We start from the raw sequence: 18,311 nt of genomic DNA, 5'->3' as shown, positions 1-18,311 counted from the left end.
TCTTATGCAGGGGAATAGGCTGGTAGCGTAATCACTGCAAGACGCGGCTGCATGGGCTGTATCCCGCTTGCATCGCGCACGCGCAGGGCGCAGGATCGGTAAAACTGAACCGCTTGGAAAAATCATGCAGGAGGGAAGGCCGATGTCGCTTCTGGAGGCCGCGCGCGAGGTGCGCGAGAACGCCTATGCACCCTATTCGCGCTTCAAGGTCGGTGCGGCGGTGCGCGGCAGATCAGGCACGATCTACAGGGGCGTCAACGTCGAGAACGTGGCTTATCCCGAAGGCACCTGCGCCGAGGCGGGGGCGATTGCCGCGATGATCGCGGCGGGCGAGACCGAGTTGATCGAGGTTGCGGTCATCGCCGACAGCCCCGCGCCCGTGCCGCCCTGTGGCGGGTGTCGCCAGAAACTGGCCGAGTTCGGCCGCGCAGACGTGCCGGTGACGCTGGCCACTACGGATGGCGCGCGGCTCGATACCACGATCGGCGAGTTGCTGCCCGGTCGCTTCGATGTGAGCCATATGGACAAGTGCTGATGGACGCGCGTTCGGTCATCATGGCGGTGCGCGACGGCAAGGGCCTCGCGCCCGAGGCGGCGCAATGGTTTGCGCGCGGGTTGGCGAATGGGTCGATCTCCGATGCGCAGGCCGGGTCATTTGCCATGGCGGTTCTGCTCAAGGGCATCGGCGCCGATGGGCGCGTGGCTTTGACCGAGGCGATGCGCGACTCTGGGCAGGTCATGACCTGGGATCTGCCCGGCCCGGTGGTGGACAAGCATTCGACCGGAGGGATCGGCGATTCCGTCTCGCTGCTGCTTGCCCCGGCGTTGGCGGCTTGTGGGGTTTATGTGCCGATGATCTCGGGGCGCGGGTTAGGGCATACCGGCGGCACGCTCGACAAGATGGAGGCAATCCCGGGCTATCGCGCGCTGCCGGGGATCGAGGCCTTGCGCCAGGTGGTCAAGGACGTGGGCTGCGCCATCGTTGGCGCGACGGACGAAATCGCCCCTGCCGACCGCCGCCTTTATGGCATCCGCGATATCTCGGGCACGGTCGAGTCGATCGATCTGATCACCTCCTCGATCCTCTCGAAGAAGCTGGCAGCCGGGCTTGGCGCGCTGGTGCTGGACGTCAAGGTGGGTTCGGGCGCGTTCATGGCGAATATCGAGGATGCCCGCGCGCTGGCGCAAAGCCTTGTGCGGACGGCGAATGACGCGGGCTGCCACACCTCGGCGCTGATCACCGACATGAGCCAGAGTCTTGGCCACTCCGCCGGTAATGCGCTGGAGGTGATCGAGGTGATGGAAACGCTGACCGGCACCTCGGTGAACGAGGCGCTGTGGGATGTGACCTCGGCGCTTGGCGGCGAGGTGCTGACGCTGGCGGGCAAGGCCGCCAATCTCGACGAGGGTGCGGCGCTGATCGACCATGCGCTGGAATCGGGCCGCGCGGCCGAGATCTTCGGGCGGATGGTCGGCGCGCTTGGCGGGCCGATGGATTTCGTCGAGCGCTACCCCGACCGGCTGCCCTCGGCCCCGGTCTTCCGGATCGTCCCCAGTCCGCGCGACGGTTATGTCGCCCGCGTCAATGCGCGCGCTTTGGGCGAGGCCGTCGTGCATCTGGGCGGCGGACGGCTGGTGGGCACCGACCGGGTGAACCCCTCGGTCGGCCTTTCCGGCCTTGCCGTCATCGGCGAGGAGATGCAGCGCGGCGAGCCGATTGCGATGGTTCACGCCAGCACCGATGACAAGGCGGACGCCGCCGTGCAGGCCGTGCTGGCCGCCTATGAGCTGACTGGCAAGATGCCCGACGAGCCGCCGCTGATCCATGAACGCATCGGCCCGGAGGACGTGGCATGACGCGCGCCTTCCTGATCGTGATGGACAGCGTGGGTATCGGCGGTGCACCCGATGCCGCAGGTTTCTTTAACGAAGGCCGCCCCGATACAGGCGCCAACACCGTGGGCCATATCGCGCAGGCCTGCGCGGCGGGCCGCGCCGATCTGGGGCGCACCGGGCCGCTGTGCCTTCCCGCCCTTGATGCGCTCGGCCTTGGGGCGGCGGTCGAGCTGGCCTCCGGCCTCAACGCGCCGGGGCTTGGCGCGCTGCCCAAGGGCCTCTGGGGCGCCGCGACCGAGGTATCGAAGGGCAAGGACACGCCCTCGGGCCATTGGGAGTTGGCGGGCGTGCCGGTCCCGTGGGAGTGGCATTATTTCACCGATGTCGAGAACAGCTTCCCCCCCGATCTGATCGCGCAGGTCGCCCGCGCGGCGGGCACCGAGGGGATCTTGGGCAATTGCCACGCCCCCGGCACCGCGATTATCGAACGGCTTGGGGCCGAGCATATGCGCCTTGGTTGGCCGATCTGCTATACCTCGGCCGACAGTGTGTTCCAGATCGCCGCGCATGAAGAGACCTTCGGCCTCGAACGCCTGCTGAAGCTGTGCGAGGATATCGCGCCCACCTTGCACGCGATGAAGGTGGGGCGGGTGATCGCGCGGCCCTTCGTGGGTGCGCCGGGGCATTTCACCCGCACGCCCAATCGGCGCGACTTCGCCATCGCGCCGCCCGCGCCGACGCTGCTCGACTGGGCCAATGGCGCCGGGCGGGTGACCCATGCGATCGGCAAGATCGGCGACATCTTCTCGCATCGCGGCGTCAGCCATCTGCACAAGGGCAAGGGTGATGCCGACCTGATGGAACATCTTGTCCGCCTCGCCGACGTGGCCAAGGAGGGCAGCCTGACCTTCGCCAATTTCGTCGAGTTCGACAGCCTCTATGGCCATCGCCGCGATATTGCAGGGTATGCCCGCGCGCTGGAGTGGTTCGACACGGGCGCCGCGCGTTTCATGGAACGGCTGCGCCCCGGTGATCTGGCGATCTTTACCGCCGACCATGGCAACGACCCGAGCTGGAGCGGCACCGACCACACGCGCGAGCGCGTGCCAGTGCTTTGTCACGGCCCCGGTCTTGAGCCACGCTGCGTGGGGCAGGTGGGCTTTGCCGATCTGGGCGCCACGCTCGCCCATCATCTTGGCCTGACTGAACGCGGCGCGGGCCACAGTTTTCTGACCGAATGAGAATGGAACAAGGGACATGACCGAGCATCTGACCGTCGTCAAACATCCGCTGGTGCAGCACAAACTGACCCTCATGCGTGAGAAGGATACCTCGACCGCGTCCTTCCGCCGCCTGCTGCGCGAGATCAGCCTGCTCCTGGCCTATGAGATCACGCGCGAGATGGAGCTGACCTCGAAATGGATCGAGACGCCGTTGCAAGAGATGAAGGCGCCGATCCTCGAGGGCAAGAAGCTGGCGCTGGTGTCGATCCTGCGGGCGGGCAACGGGCTGCTGGACGGCATTCTGGAACTGATCCCCGCCGCGCGCGTGGGTTTCATCGGGCTCTACCGCGACCCTGAGACGCTCAAGCCCGTGCAATATTACTGCAAGGTCCCCGCAGAGCTTGAGGACCGGTTGGTGATCGTGGTCGACCCGATGCTGGCCACCGGCAACAGCTCGGTCGCGGCGATCGACCTGCTCAAGGAGAAGGGCGCCAAGAACATTCGCTTCCTGTGCCTGCTGGCCGCGCCCGAGGGCGTTGCGCGCATGAAAGAGGCCCATCCCGACGTGCCCGTCGTCACTGCGGCGCTGGACGAGCGGCTGAACGATCACGGCTATATCGTGCCGGGTCTGGGCGATGCGGGTGACCGGATGTTTGGCACCAAATAGTCCGGGCGGCTTTACTGTCCGGCCAAGCTGCGGCATCTTCCGGGGAAACCAAAAGGGGGCAGAGATGAGGCTTGGGCGAGGGATTGCATCGGCGGCGATGGCGGCATTTTTCTGCGTCCCGGCCGCTTGGGCCGAGATCGCGGGCCCGGCCGAGCTGCCTCCGCCGGGCTTTGTCGGGCGCCAGTATGTCGATTCCACGGGCTGTGTTTTCCTGCTGGAAAGCGCGGGGGCCGACGAGAAATGGGTGGCGCGCGTGACGCGCGACGGCCAGCCGCTTTGTGGCTACCCGCCGAGCCCCAAGGTTGTGGAAATCGCCGAGCCGCCCGTTGAAGCGGCTCCTCCCGCACAGGAACTGGTGCTGCCCGTAACCCCGCCTGTTCTGGCCGATCCGGCGCCCGTTGCGGTGGCCGAGCCCGCACCCGCCAAACCGATGGTCGAGGCGCCGCGCCCGTCCAAGCCCGCCAAGAAGAAAGCTCCGGCACGCAAAGACCCGCTGGCGGGGAAATATGTGCAGGTTGGCGCCTTCGGCATCGCCCAGAACGCCGAACGCACCAAGGCGCGGCTGCGCGATCTGGGGCTGACGGTGTCGACCCAGCAGGTCAGCGGGCTGACGATTGTCTTTGCCGGTCCGCTGGAACCGCATGAGCTGCAAGAGGCCCTGCGCGCTGTGCGCCGGGCAGGGTTCTCGGACGCTTATATCCGCTAGGTCAGTCGCAAATCTCGCGCAGCGCGATCCATTGCGCATCGTCCAGAACCGGGCGCGGCGCCGGGGCGCCTTTGAACGGGTCTGCCTCGATCACCGCCAGGACGCTCTCGCCCGAGGGATCGAGCGAATAGGCATAGGGCGTCGAGGAAACGCCCACCTGCGCGAAAGCCTTGAGCAGAAGGTCCGTGTCCGGCGTCGCGGGTGGGTTCGCCAGCAAGACCTGACCATAGCCGCGCAGCGCGGAATCGGGCAGATCGCCGGTGGTCAGCAGGCGAAAGGCCGCGCCCGCCCCGGCCCATTCGAGCAGCGACAGCAGCGGATCTTCCCCTGCGCTGGCCAGTTCGGCCGCGATGATATGCCCCGCGGCGACCTCGGGCGTGTCGAGGCCCGAGATCGTGTCGCGCCCGATCACCACAACCTTGCCCGGAAGACGCCGGGCACCTTTCAGGGCCTGCGGCAGAACCACGATCTCTTCGGGGCCTGCCAGCCGCGCGCTCAGGGCATTCAGCGCACGCCGCCCTTGGCCCGTAGAGCAGGGCATCCCGGTCAGCGTGGTCAGCTCGGCCAGCACCTGATGCCCGATCTCGACGCGCTTGGCCTGCGGGGCGACCCGCGCGGCCTGCGCAATCAGCGCGCCGGGCAGCCAGAACACCGCCAGCAAACCCGCCAAGGCCAGCGTGCCCCCGGTCAGCCAGCCGCGCAGACGCCCCGGATGCGGGCGGCGCGACTCGAGGATCGAGTGGACCCGCTCAATCGCCTCGACCATCGTCTCGTCGTCGATCTCCAACTCCTCGCCCAGCTCGTCCGAGGGCGCGTAGATCGCGGGCAGCTTGCCGGGGTTGCGCCGCACCAGCGCGGGCAGCGACCAATGCGCCAGCGCTGTGACCGAGCGGTCATCCGCAATCACCAGCGTCGCGTCACCAAAGGACACGATCACCTCCTGGCGCTGCGCTTCGGGGCTTTCACGCCAGATGCCCGGCGCTTCGAGGCGCTCGTATTGCGGGAGTGCGGTCATTCGGACCTTTGAACTGCTCTTGTTTGGCGCAGGATAGCCGAACGCGCCCCGGGGTCAATTGCGGCGAGGGATGGGAAAAGGGGGGCGCTTGGCCCCCCTTCGCGACTTTATGCCGATGGTCCGCTCAGTCCAGCAGCTTGGCGACGGCGCGCAGCTCGAATTTCTGGATCTTGCCGGTCGAGGTTTTCGGCAGATCAGCGAAGACGACCCGCTTGGGCGTCTTGAAGCCTGCCAGCCGCTCGCGGCAGAATTTGACGATCTCTTCCTCGGTGACGCTGGCGCCCTCTTTCAGCTCGATGAAGGCGCAGGGCACCTCGCCCCATTTCTCGTCGGGCTTGGCCACGACCGAGGCCAGCAGCACCGCCGGATGTGCCGCGATCACGCCCTCGACCTCGACCGAGGAGACGTTCTCGCCGCCCGAGATGATGATGTCCTTCGCGCGGTCGGTGATCTTGATATAGCCGTCCGGGTGCATGAAGGCGATGTCGCCCGAGTGGAACCAGCCGTCCTTGAAAGCCTCGCGCGTGGCTTCGGGGTTCTTGAAATAGCCCTTCATCGTGGCATTGCCGCGGATCACGATCTCGCCCAGGTGCTGACCGTCGCGGGCGACCTCCTGACCGTGATCATGGACAGTGATCTGCTCCATCATCGGCATCAGAACGCCGGTGCGGGCCTTGAGGTCGGCGCGCTCATCGCCGGTGATGCCGTCCCATTCGGGCTTCCAGGTGCATTCGGTCGCGGGACCATAGACCTCGGTCAGGCCGTAGACCTGCGTGACGTTGAAGCCGAGCGGCTCAATCGCGGCCAGGGTCGAGGCGGGCGGCGGGGCGCCGGCGGTGAAGACCTCGACGATATGGTCGAAGGGGCGGCGGTCGGCCTCCTTGCAGTTGATGATCGTGTTGAGCACGATCGGCGCGCCGCCGAAATGGGTCACGCCATGGTCGGCGATGGCGTCATAAATCGCCTTGGCGGTCACGTCGCGGCAGCAGACCGTGGTGCCGCCCATCATCGGCATCAGCCAGGGATGGGTCCAGCTGTTGCAGTGGAACAGCGGCACGATGGTCAGCAGCACCGGGTAAAGCTGCATCCGCCAGGAAATCGCGTTGCCCATCGTCGCCAGATAGGCGCCGCGGTGGTGATAGACGACGCCCTTGGGTTTGCCCGTGGTGCCCGATGTATAGTTCAGCGCGATGCTTTCCCATTCGTCCTGCGGCATGACCCAGTCGAACATCGGATCGCCCATGGCGACCAGTTCTTCATATTCGAGGTAATGCCCGCCCGGCTGGAAGCCATGCTCGGGGTCCGCGACCTCGATGATCTGGGGCGGCGTGCCGTGCATCTGCTTGATCGCGGCCTCGGCCAGTTTCAGGAACTGGGTGTCGACGAGCACCATCTTCGCGCCGGAATGCTCGAAGATATAGGACACGGTATCGACATCGAGACGCGTGTTGATCGCGTTCAGGATCGCGCCACAGGCGGGCACGCCGAAATGCGCCTCGACCTGCGGGCCGGTGTTCGGAAGGATCGAGGCCACCACGTCGCCCGACTGAATGCCGCGCGCTTGCAGCGCCGAGGCAAGCTGGCTCACGCGGGCATGGAATTCAACATAGGTCCGGCGGGTCGAGCCATAGACCAGCGCAGTGCGGTCGGGGAAAACCTCAAGCGCGCGGTTCAGATGCGAGAGCGGCGTCAGCGGCACGTAATTCGCCGCGCATTTCTCAAGCCCCGTTTCGTCGGCCAACCAGCCCATGGCAATCCTCCCAAGTCGCGTGAAGATGTCGGAAAAAATGTCGCTTACGGGCGCGATAATTGGCCGGGGGAAGGCGAAAGGGAAGGGGGGATCGGAACCCGTTTCAAGGAATTTACGTTACGTCATGATACGTGGAAATCACACCGTGCAGGCGGCTGCGGCAATCTGCGGCTATGCCGTGCTGATCGGGTTCACCGACAACTATGTGCGTGTGATCGCAAGCGAAATTGGTCTTTGGCAGTTTCACCTGATGCGCTCTCTGATGGTGGCGGGGCTTCTGGTAATCGCGGCGCCGTTGCTTGGGCTGCGGCTGCGGCCGGTGAACCTGCGCGGCGTTGTCGCACGCTCGGCGGTGCATGGCAGCGCGATGCTGTGCTATTTCGCGGCGCTTGGGTTTCTGCCAGTGCCGCAGGTTGCCGCCGGACTGTTCACCGCACCGATCTTCGTGCTGCTGATCTCGCGCTTTGCTTATGGCGAGCGGATCGGCCCGTTTCGCATCCTTGCCGTGGCGGTGGGTTTTGCCGGGATTCTGCTGATCCTCGGCCCCGAGAGCGCCCGCCTTGGCCCTGCTGCCATCGTGCCGGTGATCGCAGGCGCGCTTTACGCAATGGGCAATATCGCGACGCGCCGCTGGTGTCCGGGCGAGGGTGCGGTGACCCTGACGGCGGGCTTCTTTGCCGCACTTGGTATCTTTGGCGCGATCGGCCTGGCGCTAACCTCGGCGTTGCCGCTGGAGGTGCCGCCCGGCGCCGCCGGGTTCTTGCTGCGCGGGGCGACCTGGGCCTCGCTGCCGGTCACCTTCTGGGTCTTCGTGCAGGCAGCGGGTTCGCTGGTCGGGGTCGGGCTTATGGTGCGTGGCTATCAGCTGGCTGAACCGTCGCGTGTCGCCGTGTTCGAATATGTCGTTCTGCCCGCGGCCGCGCTTTGGGGCTGGACGCTCTGGGGCGAGATGCCCGTGGCACGCGAATGGCTTGGCATGGCGCTGATCTGGGTCGCGGGGATGCTGATCGTGATGCGCGGGCGCTAGTGCGCATTCCCTTGCCGTGCGACGGGTGCTAGCCTTTGCGCAGGCAAGTAGGGGAGGCGATGGCAGGTCTGTTCGACGAGGAAAGCGGTCCGGGCACCGAGGATGACGGCCTGTTCGAGCGCCCCCTCTTTGGGGAGGCCAACGATAACCCCTATGGCGCAGGTCTGGCCGAGGGCATCGCGGCGGGTACGCGTATCGCCACCGAGGACGGCTGGCGCCGGGTCGAGACGATCAACCCGGGCGAGCGTGTCCTGACCTTCGATCACGGGCCGCGCCGGGTGCAGCAGATCATGCGCGCCACGCTGAGCGATGGCTGTAGCCACCGCCCGCCGCATATGCTGCCGCTTGAGGTGCCGCCCGGCGTGTTGGGCAATGCCGAGGCCATGATGCTGCTGCCTGAGCAGATCGTGCTGATTGAAAGCGATCTGGCCGAGACCCTCTATGACGATCCCTTCGCGCTGATCCCCGCCGCGGCGCTTGAGGGTTATCGCGGCGTTGCGCGGATCGCGCCGCAGCAGTCTTTCGAGGTGATCTTCCTTCAGTTCGAGGGCGAAGAGGTCGTCTATGCCAATGGCGCGGGGATGATCTTGTGCGGCTCGGCCGATGGAACGTCGCTCGATGCGCTGATGGAGGGGCGCGGGGATTATCGCGTCCTGCCGCTCGACAAGGCGCGGCGGCTGGTCGAGGCGCTGATCGAGGATGAGCGGGCAGAATGAAAAACGCCGGGGCCACTGACCCCGGCGTTTCGATGTTCGTCCGGTAGATCAGGCGGCTTTCGCAGCCTGACCGCCGCCAAAGCGGGCGTAGAAGCCATCGCCCTTGGCCGCGATGTCGCGGATCAGGGCAGGCGTTTCGAACCGCGTGCCGAACCGGGCGGTCAGGTCGTCGCATATCTCGGCCGCGCGGCCCGCACCAAGGATGTCGAGCCACGAGAACGGGCCGCCCGACCAGGGCGCAAAGCCCCAGCCCAGGATCGCGCCCACGTCGCCTTCGCGGATGTCCTCCAGCACGCCCTGCTCGAAGGCGCGCACGGCCTCCAGCACCTGAGCCATCAGCAGGCGGTGCTGCACCTCGGCCAGCTCGGGCTGCTCGGCTGCCTCGGGGTATTTCGCGGCAATGCCTTCCCAGAAATCGCCACGCTTGCCGGCCTCGTCATAGGTGTAGAAGCCCGCCTTGTTCTTGCGGCCCAGACGGTTCTGCTCGGCCATCCAGAAGACCACCTCGTCCACAGCGCCATCGGGATAGGCGTCGCCCATCGCGGCCCTGGTCGCCTTGGCGATCTTGACGCCCAGATCAATCGAGGTCTCGTCGACCAGTTGCAGGGGCCCGAGCGGCATCCCAACCAGCTTCGCGGCATTCTCGATGAGCGTGGGCGAGACACCCTCGGCCACCATGCGGATGCCCTCGTTGATATAGGGGATGATGCAGCGGTTGGCGTAGAAGAAGCGCGCATCGTTGACCACGATCGGGGTCTTCTTGATCTGCCGCACGAAGTCGAGCGCCTTGGCGACGGCCACGTCACCGGTTTGCGCGCCCTTGATAATCTCGACCAGCAGCATCTTGTCCACCGGGCTGAAGAAGTGGATGCCGATGAACTGCTCGGGGCGGGCCGAGGCCTTGGCCAGCATCGAGATCGGCAGGGTCGAGGTGTTGGTGGCGAAGACCGCATCGGCAGGGATCACCGCCTCGGCCTGCGCGGTAACCCCGGCCTTGACGGTCGGGTCTTCGAACACCGCCTCGACGATCAGATCGCAACCGGTCAGCGCGGCGTAATCGGTCGTCGCGGTGATCTTGGCCAGCAGGGCCTCTTTCTGCTCTTCGGTGGCTTTCTTGCGGCTGATCGCTTTGTCCATGAGGCCGGTCGAATAGGCCTTGCCCCGGTCAGCGGCCTCTTGCGCCGCGTCGATCAGCACGACCTCGATCCCCACCTTGGCCGAGACATAGGCGATACCGGCACCCATCATGCCCGCGCCGAGGATGCCCACTTTCTTCACCGTCTGGTCGGCAACCTTCGGACGGTTCGCGCCTTTCTCCAGCGCTTCCTTGTTGATGAAGAGTGAGCGGATCATCGCGGTGGACGAAGGGTTCATCAGAACCGAGGTGAACCAGCGTGCCTCGATGCGCAGCGCCTGATCGAAGGGTACGAGCGCCCCTTCATAGACCGCCGACAGCAACGCCTTGGCCGCCGGATAGACGCCCATTGTCTTGCCATGCACCATGGCCGAGGCGCCGACGAAGGTCATGAAGCCCGCCGGGTGATAGGGCGCGCCGCCGGGCATCTTGTAGCCCTTGGCATCCCACGGCTTGACCAGATCGGCGTCCTTGGCGTTCAGCACCCATTCCTTGGCGGCGGCCAGCGGATCCTCGGCCACCTCGTCGATGATACCGGCGGCGCGGGCCTTCTTGGGGTCGCTCAGTTTGCCTTCCAGCAGGAAGGGGGCCGCGACCATCGCGCCCATCTTGCGCACGAGGCGGGTGGTGCCTCCCGCGCCGGGGAAGATGCCGACCATGATCTCGGGTAGGCCGATCTTGGCCTTGGGGTTGTCTGCGGCAAAGATGCGGTGGGTGGACAGCGGCAGCTCCAGCCCGATGCCAAGCGCCGTGCCGGGCAGAGCGGTGGCGATCGGCTTGCCACCCTTGAGGGTCTTCGGGTCCATGCCCGCGCGCTCGATCTTGCGCAGTACGGCGTGCATTTGCATCACACCGTCAAAGATCGCCTGCGCGCCGCCCGCGCGCATCTGCGCGATGACGTTCAGGTCCATCCCGCCGGCAAAGTCCTTCTTGCCCGAGGTGATGACGACGCCCTTGCAGGCCTCGTCGGCCAGCGCCTTGTCGATGAAGCTGTCGAGCAGCGCAAAGCCCTCAAGGCTCATCACGTTCATCGACTTGTTCGGCACGTCCCAGGTGATGACGGCCACGCCGTCGGCGCCGAGCGCATAGGTAAAGTCAGCCATTGTTCTCTCCCTTCGGCGCGCGGTCGCGGTGCCCCGCCCAATCGCTGCCGTCTTGATAGGTGAAGCGAGCCTTGCCGCCCGCGATATGGATCTGCATGTCCACGTCGGAATAGGTCGCAACCTCTTCGGGCGACTTGGTGCCGACGATCAGGAACTTGCCCGGCCGGTCCGAGCGGTTGACGAAGCGGTGGCCGTTCGCCACCCCCGCCTTCCACGCGGCGCAATCGCCCGGGCGCATAATGGTTTCGCCCTCGTCCTCGATCAGGGTCAGCTCCCCTTCAAGGACCATGCCGAACTCGTCCTCGCGCAGGTGCCAGTGTCGCAGCGAGGCCACGGCGCCGGGTTCCAGCGTGACGATGTTGACGCCGAACTGCGTCAGACCTGCCAGTTCGCCCAGACGGATCGAGGACCGGCCCACCATCTGCGCGGCATAGGGCTCGGGGTAGATCGAACCCGTCTTCACGGGTGCCTTGGCGAGGTCGAGTTTCGGCATCAGACGCGCTCGATGATGGTGGCCGCACCCATGCCCGATGCGATGCACAGGGTGGCAAGGCCGGTGGACAGGTCGCGGCGCTCCAGCTCGTCGAGAAGGGTGCCGATGATGATCGCGCCGGTAGCGCCGAGCGGGTGGCCCATGGCCATCGCGCCGCCGTTGACGTTGACCTTGTCGGGCGACACGTCGAAGGCCTGCATGAAGCGCAGCACGACCGAGGCGAAGGCCTCGTTCACCTCGAACAGGTCGATGTCGGAAATCGCCATGCCGCTGTCGCGCAGGATCTTCTCGGTCACCGGAACCGGGCCGGTCAGCATGATCGTCGGATCGGTGCCGATCTTGGCGGTGGCGCGGATGCGCGCACGCGGCTTGAGGCCGTGCGCCTCGCCGAATTCCTTGGTGCCGATCAGCACGGCGGCCGCGCCATCCACGATACCCGACGAGTTGCCTGCGTGGTGGATGTGGTTGACGTGGCTCAGATGCGGATACTTGAGCATCGCAACCTTGTCGAAGCCCGGCATCACCTCGCCCATATCCTTGAACGAGGCCTTCAGCTTGGCGAGGTCTTCGACCTGCGTGCCCGGGCGCATGTATTCGTCGTGGTCAAGGATGACGACGCCGTTCTGATCCACCACCGGGACGATCGACTTGGCAAAGCGGTTCTCGGCCCAGGCCTCGGCGGCGCGGCGTTGCGATTCAACGGCCAGCGCGTCGGCCTGCTCGCGCGTAAATCCGTATTCGGTGGCGATGATATCGGCCGAGATGCCTTGCGGCACGAAATAGGTTTTGAAGGTCAGCGCCGGGTCAACGGCGATGGCCGCGCCATCCGAACCCATGGCCACGCGGCCCATCATCTCGACCCCGCCGGCGATATAGGCCTGGCCCGCGCCGCCCTTGACCTGGTTGGCGGCCAGGTTCACGGCCTCCATGCCCGAGGCGCAGAAGCGGTTGATCGACAGGCCCGGAATGCGCTCGTCCAGATCCGACAGCAGCACGGCCGAGCGGGCCAAGCAGCCGCCCTGTTCGCCAACCTGGGTGACGTTGCCCCAGATCACATCCTCGACCGCGTGGCCCTCAAGGCCGTTGCGCGCCTTGACCGCGTTCAGCAGCCGCGCCGAGAGCGCGACCGAGGTCACCTCGTGCAGGCTGCCATCCGGGCGGCCCTTGCCGCGCGGGGTCCGGCAGGCGTCGTAGATATAGGCTTCGGTCATCTTTCCTCCTCAGGCCCGGTCCGCAGGGTTGCCGGGCATCATGTCGTAAGGGTGTTTCCATCCGGGCAGCGCCGCGATGCGGTCGAGCCATGCCGAAATGGCGGGGAAATTCGTCCGCTCGAACCCGAAGGGCTCGGGGTAATAGAGGTAGCCGCAGCAGGCCGTGTCGGCCAGCGTGGGGGCATCGCCCGTCATCCAGTCGCGGTTTTCGAGGTGGTGCTCCAGCGTCTTGAGCGCGGCCTGAGCGCGGCCGGACAGCCACTGGATCGCGGCCTGCGGGCGCTTTTCCTCGGGCAGGAAGTTCATCATGAACCGCAAAGCGCCGAACTGTGAGCTGCCCTTGTGGTTGTCCCAGAACAGCCAGCGCAGGATCTCGTTGCGATCGCCGTCCATCAGCTTTCCGGTCTTCTCGGCGATATGCATCTGGATCACGCCCGACTGGGTCAGCGTCAGATCGCCCTCGATGAAAATGGGCGCCTCGCCCATCTCGTTGAGAGCGAGATACTCGGGCGAGCGGGTTTCGCCCCGGAAGAAGTCGACGAAGACGGGCTGCCAGTCATAGCCCGCAAGGGTCATCGTCAGCGCCGCCTTGTAGGCATTGCCGGACTCGCCAAAGCAGTAGAGTTTCGCCGTCATCCTCAGTCCTCCCGGCCCGATCGCGTCGGGCTCAAACATAGTTGTTCGACGCTGACGCGCGGGTAAAGCCCCGCAGGGGGAAGTTGCGTAACGTCACGAGACGAAATGACCGCACGTCTTTTCGTGCGGGGCAGGGATCAGGCCTTGCGATCCTCCAGCTCGGCCTTGAACAGGCGCAACCGGGCGGTGAGGTTTTCGTGATGCGTGACCGAGTTGAAATGCTCGAACAGGAAGCACAGCGACTCGTCCGGGGTCAGGCCCGCTTCGGCCGCGAAGCGATGCAGCGTGCGGTAGGCATCATTCGTCATCGCGACCGGAAAGCGGCGGGTCATGCGCAGGCGCTTGGGCATCAGGCGTCCTTCGATTGGTGGGAAATCACGTCGCGCTCGACGGTCGGCGCGCCGGGGATATTCAGCCCGGCAAGCCAGTCGTGCCGCCCTTCGATCCCCCATTGTTGCACAGGGCGGAACGGCACCGAGGACGGCATCGAGCCTGAGGTGAGCTCGATCCACTCCCCGGCGGTCTGGCGATAGAAAAGCGGCGTGCCGCAGGCGGGGCAAAAGCCGCGCTCGGCGATGTTCGACGAGGCGAAGACACCCGGCGTTCCTTGCCATGTCACCTGGCTGGCCGCGACCTTCAGCAAAGCCGCGAAGGGGCTGCCGGTGGCGCGTTGGCACATCCGACAATGGCAGATCGACGCAAAGGAAGGGCCGGGCGCCACATCGTAGCGCACGGCCCCACATTGGCAGCCGCCGGAAAAGGCCGGAAGGGTCTGCCAGTCTTTCTCCAGGTTCATGAAATCCTCCGGGGCGGGATGTCCGCGCCCCTAAAGCTTAGAACTGATCGACGGAAAGCGCCATCACCGGATCGGCCCCGGATTCGATCCGCGCCAGGTGCATCGCGCAGGCCGGAAGCTGGCGCGCCATGTAGTAGCGGCCGGTGGCGATCTTGCCCTCGTAGAAGGCCTTGTCCGAGGCCCCGGCATCCAGCGCCGCATGGGCCGCCGCCGCCATCCGCGTCCACATCAGGCCAAGGCAGACATGGCCCATCAGGTGCATGAAGTCATAGCTGCCCGAAAGCGCCGCGTTGGGGTTCTTCATGCCGCTTTGCATGAAGAACATGGCCGAAGCCTGGAGCTGCTTCGAGGCACCTTTCAGCGCGTCGGTGAAGGGCTTCATCCGTTCGTCCGCCTCATGCGCCTTGCACTCGGCCTTGACCATCTCGAAGAAGGCCATGACGTGCTTGCCGCCGTCCTGCGCCAGCTTGCGGCCCACGAGGTCCAGCGCCTGCACGCCGTTCGCGCCCTCGTAGATCATCGCGATGCGGGCATCGCGCGCGAATTGCGACATGCCCCATTCCTCGATGTAGCCATGGCCGCCATAGACCTGCTGCGCGAGCACGGTCGTCTCGAAGCCCTTGTCGGTCAGGAAGCCCTTGATCACCGGCGTCATCAGCGAGATCAGCCCCTCGGCCGCGTCGTCGCCCGATTTATGCGCGCGGTCGATCAACGAGGCGCCCCAGAAGGTGAAGGCGCGGGCGCCCTCGAGGAACGACTTCTGATCCATCAGCGAGCGACGGATATCAGGATGCACGATCAGCGGATCGGCCGGGCCATTGGGGTTCTCGACGCCGGTCACGGCACGGCCTTGCAGGCGGTCCTTGGCATAGGCGAGCGCGTTCTGATAGGCGGCCTCGGCCACGGCATAGCCTTGCAGGCCCACACCCAGACGCGCCTCGTTCATCATGGTGAACATCGCGCGCATGCCCTTGTGCAGATCGCCAAGCAGCCAGCCCGTCGCCCCGTCATAGTTCATCACGCAGGTCGAGTTGCCGTGGATGCCCATCTTCTCTTCGATCTTGCCGACCGAGACCGCGTTGCGCGCCCCAAGCGAGCCATCCTCGTTCACCAGAACCTTCGGCACGATGAAGAGCGACACGCCCTTGGTGCCCTCGCCGCCGCCCGGCGCCTTGGCCAGCACCAGGTGGATGATGTTTTCGGCCAGATCGTGATCGCCCGCCGAGATGAAGATCTTCTGGCCGGTCACCTTGTAGCTGCCGTCGTCCTGGGGTTCGGCCTTGGTGCGCATCATGCCCAGATCGGTGCCGCAATGCGGCTCGGTCAGGTTCATGGTGCCGGTCCATTCGCAGGACACCATCTTGGGCAGATACTTGGCCTTCTGCTCATCGGTGCCATGGGCATGGATCGCCGAATAGGCGCCATGCGTCAGGCCCTGATACATGTTGAAGGCCATGTTGGCCGAGACGAACATCTCGCCCACGGCGCAGTTGAGCAGGTAGGGCATGCCCTGACCGCCAAACTCGGGGTCGCAATCAAGTGCGGTCCAGCCGCCATCCTTCATTGCCTCGAAGGCCGCGTCGAACCCCTTGGGGGTGCGCACGATACCGTTTTCCAGCACGCAGCCCTCGGTGTCGCCCACGACATTGAGCGGCGCCAATACCTCGGCAGAGACCTTGGCCGCGGCATCCAGCACGGCTTCGGTGAAATCGCGGTCCATTTCCTCGTAGCCGGGGATGCCGGCCTCCGAGACTTTCAGGACCTCATGCAGCACGAACTGCATGTCCTTGGTATTGGCGGTATAGCTGGGCATTTCTCTCTCCCTAAGTCACCTTGTTCAGGCGGCGGAAGACTCCGGGTTCTGCCCGGCCAGCTCCCGCTCGCCCCATTCGATTTGTTCCTGCAGCTCGGCAATGGCCTCACCAAGCTCGTCGCGTTGCCGCGTCATTTCCTCCTGCCGCCGACGCGCCACCTTGAGCGTCTCGGCAAGCTGCGTCTTCTGCTGGTCGCCCATCGAATACATGTCGAGCAGCTGGCGGATATCTTCGAGGCTGAAGCCAAAGCGCTTGCCGCGCAGGATCAGTTTCAGCCGCGCCCGGTCGCGCCGGGTAAAGAGCCGCTTTTGCCCTTCACGGATCGGGAACAGCAGTTCCTTGCTTTCGTAGAACCGCAGCGTGCGGGGCGTCACATCGAACGCGTCGCACATCTCTCGGATCGTCATCACCTCTTCACTCATTGCACGAGCCTCTCGTTGTCCTGACGTAACGTTGAGGCGGCAGATTCAATTTCCACCTCCACATTACAAGCTAAGTTGACCTTAACGTCACTATAACGTGGCGTCACAAATTTACTGACGTAATGTCAGTTCAAATTGACGTATGGGAAAAGCAATTTTCGAACGCCGCGCGGTTATGGCGCAGGGTGCGTGGGGTCGGAATAAGCCCCAGGGTCAACTTGGATTCGAACCGATTTGAGCGTCAGGAATCAAGCGTTTTTGCGACGTCGTCGCGCAATTGCCTGAGATCGGCGATGGTCACTTCCAGCTCGTCGCGCTCTTTGCGCAGCACATCAAGCTGCCGGTCGGCCAGTTCGATCCAGACCCGGTTCTGCTCTTCGGTGCCCTTCTGATCGTAGATCAGCAGCCACTGGCGCAGCTCTTCCAGCGAGAAGCCGAAGCGCCGTCCGCGCAGGATCAGGGTCATCCGGGCGATTTCGCGAGCGCCGTAAAAGCGCGAACGGCCCGATTTTTGCGGCGAGAGAAGCTCGATATATTCGTAATAGCGAAGCGTGCGCGGGGTCACATCGAAGCGCGCGCACATCTCTTTGAAGCTCAGAACATCCGCCATCGGCCCCTCCCTGCGTGGAGGCAAGCTATCCGGTGAGACTTTCGTCTTCAACCGGCTTTGCGGCCCGGTTCGATGGGCGCAAACCCCAAATGCCGCTACGGCACTGCGCGACCGGCTTGCCTGTGTCAAAGAGGCGCAGGATAGTCGGCTGAACAGTCGGAGGATGCAAATGACCGAGTCTGGCGGAGTTTCCATGAGTCACGACGATGCGGCCAAGCTGGAGTTGGCGCGGCAGTTCATCGAGGCGATCCCGCATAGCCATGCGCTCGGGATGCATCTCGACATGATCGGTGGCGGACGTGCGGTGATCTCGATGCCCTGGGATGAGCGTCTGGTGGGCGATCCGCGCACCGGCGTCATCCATGGCGGCGCGGTCTCGGCGCTGATGGACACCTGCTGCGGCGCCGCCGTCATGAGCCACCCCGACGCCCCGGCGGGCACCGCGACCATTGACCTGCGCATCGACTACATGCGCGCCGCGACGCCGCGCCAGCGCATCACTGCCCGTGCCGAGGTCTATCACATCACCCGCTCGGTCGCCTTCCTGCGCGCCACCGCCCATGACGAGGAAGCGGGCCTGCCCGTCGCCACCGCAACCGGCGCCTTCACCGTCGAGCGCCTCGAAGGAGCCGAGAAATGAACCGCCGCAAGCCCGAACCCGTCCAGGTCGTCAAGCAACGCCGCGACGCCGCCCTGCGCGCACTGGTCGAAGGCGTGCCCTATATCGGCTTCCTGGGGATCGAGTTCGACCGCCGCGGGGATGAGCTGACCGCCGTTCTGCCCTTCGACGAAAAGCTGATCGGCAACCCGATGCTGCCCGCGCTGCACGGCGGGGTCACTGCGGCTTTCCTTGAGGTCGCGGCGATCATTGAACTGGGATGGGCCACACTGTGGGAGGATATCGAGGCCGGCCGCATCGACCTGAGTCAGGCCGCCGAGGTGCAATTGCCGCGCCTGCCCAAGACCATCGACTTTAGCGTGGACTATCTGCGCTCGGGCCTGCCGCGCGATGCCTATGCGCGGGCGCGCGTCAATCGCTCGGGGCGGCGCTACGCCTCGGTGCATGTCGAGGCGTGGCAAGACAACCGCTCGCGGCTTTTCGCGCAGGCGACGGGGCATTTCCTGATGCCCGCGCTCGATAACGGCTGATC

General features: G+C 65.4%; 20 protein-coding genes. 9 read left to right on the top strand and 11 right to left on the bottom strand.

What is annotated here, in order from left to right; translation table 11 throughout:
* The first annotated feature begins 142 nt into the window (after window positions 1-142).
* The 5 genes from LZA78_RS10455 (at window position 143) to LZA78_RS10435 (ending at window position 4,432) form a co-directional block, all read left to right on the top strand.
* Entirely contained in the window at window positions 143-535 is a 393-nt protein-coding gene (locus LZA78_RS10455) for a cytidine deaminase (protein WP_233676879.1), read from the top strand.
* Entirely contained in the window at window positions 535-1,857 is a 1,323-nt protein-coding gene (locus LZA78_RS10450) for a thymidine phosphorylase (RefSeq protein WP_233676878.1), read from the top strand. Before LZA78_RS10455 ends, LZA78_RS10450 begins: the two co-directional genes overlap by 1 nt.
* The gene (locus LZA78_RS10445; protein WP_233676877.1) at window positions 1,854-3,077 is read left to right on the top strand and encodes a phosphopentomutase; all 1,224 of its coding nucleotides are present in this window, start codon (window positions 1,854-1,856) and stop codon (window positions 3,075-3,077) included. Before LZA78_RS10450 ends, LZA78_RS10445 begins: the two co-directional genes overlap by 4 nt.
* Before the next feature lie 16 nt (window positions 3,078-3,093).
* Window positions 3,094-3,726, top strand: a complete 633-nt coding sequence (gene upp, locus LZA78_RS10440; RefSeq protein ID WP_233676876.1) for a uracil phosphoribosyltransferase — start codon at window positions 3,094-3,096, stop codon at window positions 3,724-3,726.
* A gap of 64 nt (window positions 3,727-3,790) precedes the next feature.
* The gene (locus LZA78_RS10435) at window positions 3,791-4,432 is read left to right on the top strand and encodes an SPOR domain-containing protein (RefSeq protein WP_233676875.1); all 642 of its coding nucleotides are present in this window, start codon (window positions 3,791-3,793) and stop codon (window positions 4,430-4,432) included.
* 1 nt (window position 4,433) lies between these two features.
* Here the strand turns inward: LZA78_RS10435 and LZA78_RS10430 are convergent, their stop codons facing one another.
* Both LZA78_RS10430 and LZA78_RS10425 read right to left on the bottom strand, forming a co-directional pair.
* Entirely contained in the window at window positions 4,434-5,447 is a 1,014-nt protein-coding gene (locus tag LZA78_RS10430) for a hypothetical protein (RefSeq protein ID WP_233676874.1), read from the bottom strand.
* Between the two features lie 124 nt (window positions 5,448-5,571).
* On the bottom strand, window positions 5,572-7,197 hold the full coding sequence (locus LZA78_RS10425; protein ID WP_233676873.1) for an AMP-binding protein: 1,626 nt from the start codon (window positions 7,195-7,197) through the stop codon (window positions 5,572-5,574).
* A gap of 124 nt (window positions 7,198-7,321) precedes the next feature.
* On the opposite strand from LZA78_RS10425, the gene LZA78_RS10420 reads away from it, so the two are divergent.
* Both LZA78_RS10420 and LZA78_RS10415 read left to right on the top strand, forming a co-directional pair.
* Complete coding sequence (locus tag LZA78_RS10420; RefSeq protein WP_233676872.1) at window positions 7,322-8,224, top strand: DMT family transporter; 903 nt, start codon at window positions 7,322-7,324, stop codon at window positions 8,222-8,224.
* Window positions 8,225-8,283: 59 nt separating this feature from the next.
* A complete protein-coding gene (locus LZA78_RS10415) occupies window positions 8,284-8,940 on the top strand; it encodes a Hint domain-containing protein (RefSeq protein ID WP_233676871.1) in 657 nt (218 codons plus the stop codon).
* A gap of 48 nt (window positions 8,941-8,988) precedes the next feature.
* Here the strand turns inward: LZA78_RS10415 and LZA78_RS10410 are convergent, their stop codons facing one another.
* From LZA78_RS10410 to LZA78_RS10370, 9 genes are all read right to left on the bottom strand, one after another.
* Entirely contained in the window at window positions 8,989-11,178 is a 2,190-nt protein-coding gene (locus tag LZA78_RS10410; protein WP_233676870.1) for a 3-hydroxyacyl-CoA dehydrogenase NAD-binding domain-containing protein, read from the bottom strand.
* Window positions 11,171-11,671 carry a cupin domain-containing protein gene (locus LZA78_RS10405; RefSeq protein ID WP_233676869.1) on the bottom strand — a complete coding sequence of 167 codons (501 nt, stop codon included), beginning with the start codon at window positions 11,669-11,671 and terminating at the stop codon, window positions 11,171-11,173. Before LZA78_RS10405 ends, LZA78_RS10410 begins: the two co-directional genes overlap by 8 nt.
* On the bottom strand, window positions 11,671-12,882 hold the full coding sequence (locus LZA78_RS10400) for an acetyl-CoA C-acetyltransferase (RefSeq protein WP_233676868.1): 1,212 nt from the start codon (window positions 12,880-12,882) through the stop codon (window positions 11,671-11,673). The genes LZA78_RS10405 and LZA78_RS10400 overlap by 1 nt, the downstream gene beginning before the upstream one ends.
* Before the next feature lie 9 nt (window positions 12,883-12,891).
* Entirely contained in the window at window positions 12,892-13,518 is a 627-nt protein-coding gene (locus LZA78_RS10395; protein WP_233676867.1) for a glutathione S-transferase family protein, read from the bottom strand.
* A gap of 137 nt (window positions 13,519-13,655) precedes the next feature.
* Entirely contained in the window at window positions 13,656-13,868 is a 213-nt protein-coding gene (locus LZA78_RS10390) for a hypothetical protein (RefSeq protein WP_233676866.1), read from the bottom strand.
* Window positions 13,868-14,314: a GFA family protein gene (locus LZA78_RS10385; RefSeq protein ID WP_233676865.1), complete on the bottom strand. Its 447-nt coding sequence runs from the start codon at window positions 14,312-14,314 to the stop codon at window positions 13,868-13,870. The genes LZA78_RS10390 and LZA78_RS10385 overlap by 1 nt, the downstream gene beginning before the upstream one ends.
* 37 nt (window positions 14,315-14,351) lie before the next feature.
* Window positions 14,352-16,127 carry an acyl-CoA dehydrogenase C-terminal domain-containing protein gene (locus tag LZA78_RS10380; RefSeq protein WP_233676864.1) on the bottom strand — a complete coding sequence of 592 codons (1,776 nt, stop codon included), beginning with the start codon at window positions 16,125-16,127 and terminating at the stop codon, window positions 14,352-14,354.
* Window positions 16,128-16,151: 24 nt separating this feature from the next.
* Window positions 16,152-16,550, bottom strand: a complete 399-nt coding sequence (locus LZA78_RS10375; protein WP_233676863.1) for a MerR family transcriptional regulator — start codon at window positions 16,548-16,550, stop codon at window positions 16,152-16,154.
* A gap of 241 nt (window positions 16,551-16,791) precedes the next feature.
* On the bottom strand, window positions 16,792-17,160 hold the full coding sequence (locus LZA78_RS10370; RefSeq protein ID WP_233676862.1) for a MerR family transcriptional regulator: 369 nt from the start codon (window positions 17,158-17,160) through the stop codon (window positions 16,792-16,794).
* Window positions 17,161-17,353: 193 nt separating this feature from the next.
* Here LZA78_RS10370 and LZA78_RS10365 point away from each other — a divergent pair, with 193 nt between their 5' ends.
* Window positions 17,354-17,800 (top strand): PaaI family thioesterase, encoded by a 447-nt coding sequence (locus tag LZA78_RS10365; protein WP_233676861.1) that lies wholly within the window; start codon window positions 17,354-17,356, stop codon window positions 17,798-17,800.
* Window positions 17,797-18,309: a PaaI family thioesterase gene (locus tag LZA78_RS10360; protein ID WP_233676860.1), complete on the top strand. Its 513-nt coding sequence runs from the start codon at window positions 17,797-17,799 to the stop codon at window positions 18,307-18,309. Before LZA78_RS10365 ends, LZA78_RS10360 begins: the two co-directional genes overlap by 4 nt.
* Window positions 18,310-18,311: the final 2 nt, after the last annotated feature.

The sequence above is a fragment of the Rhodobacter flavimaris genome (genome assembly GCF_021378075.1).
GTDB lineage: Bacteria > Pseudomonadota > Alphaproteobacteria > Rhodobacterales > Rhodobacteraceae > Rhodobacter > Rhodobacter flavimaris.
Note: the sequence above shows the minus strand (reverse complement) of the source record. Positions and strands in the feature narration are given on the sequence as shown.

What these genes read in the sequence shown, in the direction of transcription:
- LZA78_RS10455 (WP_233676879.1), top strand. Translation starts at nt 143, where the DNA reads ATGTCGCTTCTGGAGGCCGCGCGCGAGGTGCGCGAGAACGCCTATGCA.
- LZA78_RS10450 (WP_233676878.1), top strand. Translation starts at nt 535, where the DNA reads ATGGACGCGCGTTCGGTCATCATGGCGGTGCGCGACGGCAAGGGCCTC.
- LZA78_RS10445 (WP_233676877.1), top strand. Translation starts at nt 1,854, where the DNA reads ATGACGCGCGCCTTCCTGATCGTGATGGACAGCGTGGGTATCGGCGGT.
- upp (WP_233676876.1), top strand. Translation starts at nt 3,094, where the DNA reads ATGACCGAGCATCTGACCGTCGTCAAACATCCGCTGGTGCAGCACAAA.
- LZA78_RS10435 (WP_233676875.1), top strand. Translation starts at nt 3,791, where the DNA reads ATGAGGCTTGGGCGAGGGATTGCATCGGCGGCGATGGCGGCATTTTTC.
- LZA78_RS10430 (WP_233676874.1), bottom strand. Translation starts at nt 5,447, where the DNA reads ATGACCGCACTCCCGCAATACGAGCGCCTCGAAGCGCCGGGCATCTGG.
- LZA78_RS10425 (WP_233676873.1), bottom strand. Translation starts at nt 7,197, where the DNA reads ATGGGCTGGTTGGCCGACGAAACGGGGCTTGAGAAATGCGCGGCGAAT.
- LZA78_RS10420 (WP_233676872.1), top strand. Translation starts at nt 7,322, where the DNA reads ATGATACGTGGAAATCACACCGTGCAGGCGGCTGCGGCAATCTGCGGC.
- LZA78_RS10415 (WP_233676871.1), top strand. Translation starts at nt 8,284, where the DNA reads ATGGCAGGTCTGTTCGACGAGGAAAGCGGTCCGGGCACCGAGGATGAC.
- LZA78_RS10410 (WP_233676870.1), bottom strand. Translation starts at nt 11,178, where the DNA reads ATGGCTGACTTTACCTATGCGCTCGGCGCCGACGGCGTGGCCGTCATC.
- LZA78_RS10405 (WP_233676869.1), bottom strand. Translation starts at nt 11,671, where the DNA reads ATGCCGAAACTCGACCTCGCCAAGGCACCCGTGAAGACGGGTTCGATC.
- LZA78_RS10400 (WP_233676868.1), bottom strand. Translation starts at nt 12,882, where the DNA reads ATGACCGAAGCCTATATCTACGACGCCTGCCGGACCCCGCGCGGCAAG.
- LZA78_RS10395 (WP_233676867.1), bottom strand. Translation starts at nt 13,518, where the DNA reads ATGACGGCGAAACTCTACTGCTTTGGCGAGTCCGGCAATGCCTACAAG.
- LZA78_RS10390 (WP_233676866.1), bottom strand. Translation starts at nt 13,868, where the DNA reads ATGCCCAAGCGCCTGCGCATGACCCGCCGCTTTCCGGTCGCGATGACG.
- LZA78_RS10385 (WP_233676865.1), bottom strand. Translation starts at nt 14,314, where the DNA reads ATGAACCTGGAGAAAGACTGGCAGACCCTTCCGGCCTTTTCCGGCGGC.
- LZA78_RS10380 (WP_233676864.1), bottom strand. Translation starts at nt 16,127, where the DNA reads ATGCCCAGCTATACCGCCAATACCAAGGACATGCAGTTCGTGCTGCAT.
- LZA78_RS10375 (WP_233676863.1), bottom strand. Translation starts at nt 16,550, where the DNA reads ATGAGTGAAGAGGTGATGACGATCCGAGAGATGTGCGACGCGTTCGAT.
- LZA78_RS10370 (WP_233676862.1), bottom strand. Translation starts at nt 17,160, where the DNA reads ATGGCGGATGTTCTGAGCTTCAAAGAGATGTGCGCGCGCTTCGATGTG.
- LZA78_RS10365 (WP_233676861.1), top strand. Translation starts at nt 17,354, where the DNA reads ATGAGTCACGACGATGCGGCCAAGCTGGAGTTGGCGCGGCAGTTCATC.
- LZA78_RS10360 (WP_233676860.1), top strand. Translation starts at nt 17,797, where the DNA reads ATGAACCGCCGCAAGCCCGAACCCGTCCAGGTCGTCAAGCAACGCCGC.